Annotated in this window: 1 protein-coding gene and 1 pseudogene; one reads left to right on the plus strand and one right to left on the minus strand. The window is 64.9% G+C overall.

Annotated features, from left to right (window positions below):
* Nucleotides 1-87 precede the first annotated feature (87 nt).
* Nucleotides 88-798: pseudogene (locus ACIRU3_RS47785) on the plus strand (IS256 family transposase); the annotation flags it as partial.
* A 16-nt stretch (nucleotides 799-814) separates the two neighbouring features.
* Here ACIRU3_RS47785 and ACIRU3_RS47790 read toward each other — a convergent pair.
* Nucleotides 815-964, minus strand: coding sequence for a hypothetical protein (locus ACIRU3_RS47790; protein WP_404070798.1), 150 nt, complete (start codon nucleotides 962-964; stop codon nucleotides 815-817).
* Nucleotides 965-1275 lie beyond the last annotated feature (311 nt).

Below are 1275 nucleotides of genomic sequence, written 5' to 3' on the forward strand. Positions count from 1 at the left end.
GCCGGGCCAGCCTCGATCTCCTTCGCAAACGCGTCCTGCTCGCACGATGAGACAGACCGTCCGGATCACAAGATCGTCGACAGAACCAAGATTCGGGACGGGCAGGTCGCGAACAGGCCGATCTACGTTGTCATGGCCGTCACCGCCGAGGGGACCCGCGACATCCTCGGCATCTGGGCCGGGGACGGTGGCGAGGGCGCGAAGTACTGGCTGCACGTCTTCACCGAGTTGAAGAACCGTGGCCTGGACGACGTGCTGATGCTGGTCTGCGACGGCCTCAAGGGCCTGCCCGATGCGGTGGAGACCGTCTGGCCTCGCACGATTGTTCAGACATGTGTCGTGCACCTGCTGCGGAACAGCTTCCGTTACGCAGCCCGCCAGGACTGGGACAAGGTCGCCAAAGCCCTCAAGCCCGTCTACACGGCTCCCAGCGAGGACGCGGCGACCGAGCGGTTCCTGGAGTTCCAGGAGGCATGGGGCCGGAAGTATCCGGCGATCGTGAAGCTGTGGTCGGACGCCTGGGCCGAGTTCGTGCCCTTCCTCTCCTTCGACGTCGAGATCCGCAAGGTCATCTGCAGCACGAACGCGATCGAGAGCGTCAACGCGCGGATACGCAAAGCCGTCCGCGCCCGCGGACACTTCCCTAACGAGGCCGCCGCCCTCAAGTGCATCTACATGGCACTGATGAGCCTCGACCCGACCGGGAAGGGACGCAAGAGGTGGACGATGCGCTGGAAGGCACCCCTGAACGCCTTCCAGATCGCCTTCGAGGGCCGGCTTACCCCGGCCAACAACTGAACCTCAACAACCAAGATCAGCCGTTAAATTGACACACCCACGACGGGTCCCGCCGACGGGTGGCCGCGATGATGTCCGTGGTCAGCACGGAGGTGTCCAGCAGCGCGCGGCGCAGCGGCCCGCGTTTGTACAGGGTGCGTCGTATGGACGGCGTCAGCTCGTTCATCCGCGCATCGTAGTGCGGGCGTTGACCCTGCCGGTGCGGAATTCCGGCGCCTTGCGCGGGCTGCATCGACCCCTTCTGAGAGCCCTGAGCCCTACCTTCAAAACCGGTTCCGGCGCTCCCCGGCCCCCTACAGTCCCTCGCCGGTCAGCGAGCAGGCTACGGCCTCGGCGCAGGCCGCGATGGCAAGCGCTCAACCCTCGGTGAGAAAAGCCCTTCGCTGTCCTTTGACAGCCAAGTTAGTCTGGTGCGATGCCCTGACCTGGGGCGACTAGGTTGGATGTCAAACGATCAGACCTGGTCTGCCGCCTCCG

Origin of the sequence: Streptomyces sp. NPDC101151, assembly GCF_044768335.1 — a bacterium.
GTDB lineage: Bacteria > Actinomycetota > Actinomycetes > Streptomycetales > Streptomycetaceae > Streptomyces.

Coding starts and splice junctions, on each gene's coding strand:
- ACIRU3_RS47790 (WP_404070798.1), bottom strand. CDS start 964: ATGAACGAGCTGACGCCGTCCATACGACGCACCCTGTACAAACGCGGG.